Below are 1818 nucleotides of genomic sequence, written 5' to 3' on the forward strand. Positions count from 1 at the left end.
CACGGCCTCCACCGCTGGTTCACCACCGGCAACCTCACCGCCGCCTACCTCTCCCTCGCCGCCGCCCGACCCCTCCCCCGCACCGGCAACCCCACCTTGTACTGGACCACCCTCGTCACCGCCGGAGAACTCCTCGCCGGCGTGCTCCCCTCCGAATGCCGCATCAAATACGCCCTCACCCACTGCCGCACCCAAGCCACCATCCACGCATAGGAAGTCGACCCCGCCGACTTCCTGCGCAGAAGTGGTGCCGCACATGCCGTTGCCGCTTCGGCCCTGCCGAAGCGGCAACGGATGGTGAGGCGACGTGAGTGCTGCTCGGTGGTGGTTTCGGCGGGCCTGCCCAAGCTTGGCCGGGCCCGCCGTCGCTCTTGCGGTTCCTGGAACGGGCGGGCGGGTGGGCGACCTGTGCGAAGGAGCGTGGCGGTTTCAGCTCTCCCGCACAGGAAGTCGGCTGGGCCGACTTCCTGTGCACAAGGCGAGCCGGCGCGGCCTCACATCCGGGATCTCAGCACGTCGACCTCACAGCCCGGCGCGAAGGGGTCGAAGCCGTGCTCGATCAGCCAGCGAACCGCCAGCAGGCTTCGCAACGACCACCACGCGCGGATCACGTCGAGGTCGACGTCGACGTCGGTGCCGTACCCGGCGATGACGTCGTCGAGGTGCTCCTCGTGTCCGAGCGTGAAGGTGGCGAGGTCGTACAGGGCGTCACCCCGGCCCGCCTCGGACCAGTCGATGATGCCGGTGACCTCGCCGCCGTCGACGAACAGGTGCGCGACCTGCAGGTCGCCGTGCGTGAACGCCGGAGTCCACGGCCGGAACGCGGCCTCGGCGACCTCGCGGTTGCGGGTGACCAGGTCGGCGGGCAGGACGCCGTTCGTCACGAGCGCCTCGCACTCGTCGTCGAGTTCCGCCGTCAGCGCGACGACGCTCCGGCCGGCCCGGCCGGGCCTGGGCGGCAGCGGCGCGTCGTGCAGCTTCCGGATGGCGGCGCCCGCCGCGGCCCACTCCGCCGGTGACCCGGTCGACGGCCCGCCGAGGCGCCCGAGGGTCCTTCCCGGGAGGGCGGCGATCGCGAGCACGGGCGGCTTGCGCCACAGGACCTTCGGGGTCGGGACCGGTGCGAGGGACATCGCCTCGACCTCGACGTCGATGCGCGCCTGATCGGCGTCCACCTTCAGGAACACGTCTCCGACGCGCAGGGTCGCGCGCTCGGAATGGGCGACGACGACCGTGACCTCATCCATGGGAGACCAGTATCCCGGGGACGGCCGCCGACGTCGCCGGGTTTGTCACGTGCGACGACGCGGCCGACCGCGGCCCGCCACCCGGCGGCCTCGTGCACCGCACCGCACCGCACCGCACCGCACCAGAAGTCGGCCCCGCCGACTTCCCACGCGTACCACGGGCCAGTGCTCCGACCGGGAAGGTTCGCCGGGTCGGCGACTCGACCGTTCGGGCGGGTTCGAGGTGATTCGAGGTGACGAGAAATGTGAGCGGTGTCCGGCCGGGGGGGGGCGGGCTGGTGCAGCGCCACGTTGATCCTTCGGGCGTCGCCGGTCAGCCGGCGGGGTCGCCGCGGTAGAGGCCGACGGCGCAGTCGAGGGCGCCTTCGGGGCTTCCGAAGGGCAGGCCCGTGGGCAGGATGTTGTCTTCACCCGTGCCGCTGAGTCGAGCTGTTCTTCTCCACCCTGACCCGACGTCCACTGTGCCGGGGGGGGGGGGGGGGGCCCCCGGGAGCCGACGCCGGAACGGACAACCCCCCCCCTTCCTCTCCCACAACCAAACACCACAACCCACACCCCCCCACCCCCCCAA

Annotated in this window: 1 protein-coding gene and 1 pseudogene; one reads left to right on the top strand and one right to left on the bottom strand. The window is 72.0% G+C overall.

The window, feature by feature from the left end; all coding sequences use genetic code 11:
- A pseudogene (locus tag ACFVGO_RS04020) lies at positions 1 to 213 on the top strand (hypothetical protein); the annotation flags it as partial.
- A gap of 281 nt (positions 214 to 494) precedes the next feature.
- On the opposite strand, the gene ACFVGO_RS04025 reads toward ACFVGO_RS04020, so the two are convergent.
- Complete coding sequence (locus ACFVGO_RS04025) at positions 495 to 1247, bottom strand: phosphotransferase family protein (protein ID WP_380630798.1); 753 nt, start codon at positions 1245 to 1247, stop codon at positions 495 to 497.
- Positions 1248 to 1818 lie beyond the last annotated feature (571 nt).

Source organism: Kitasatospora sp. NPDC057738, assembly GCF_042798815.1.
Taxonomy (GTDB): Bacteria; Actinomycetota; Actinomycetes; order Streptomycetales; family Streptomycetaceae; genus Kitasatospora; species Kitasatospora lactacystinica.

Bases quoted from the DNA above. Each gene is read 5' to 3' on its own strand.
- ACFVGO_RS04025 (WP_380630798.1), bottom strand. From the start codon at position 1,247: ATGGATGAGGTCACGGTCGTCGTCGCCCATTCCGAGCGCGCGACCCTG.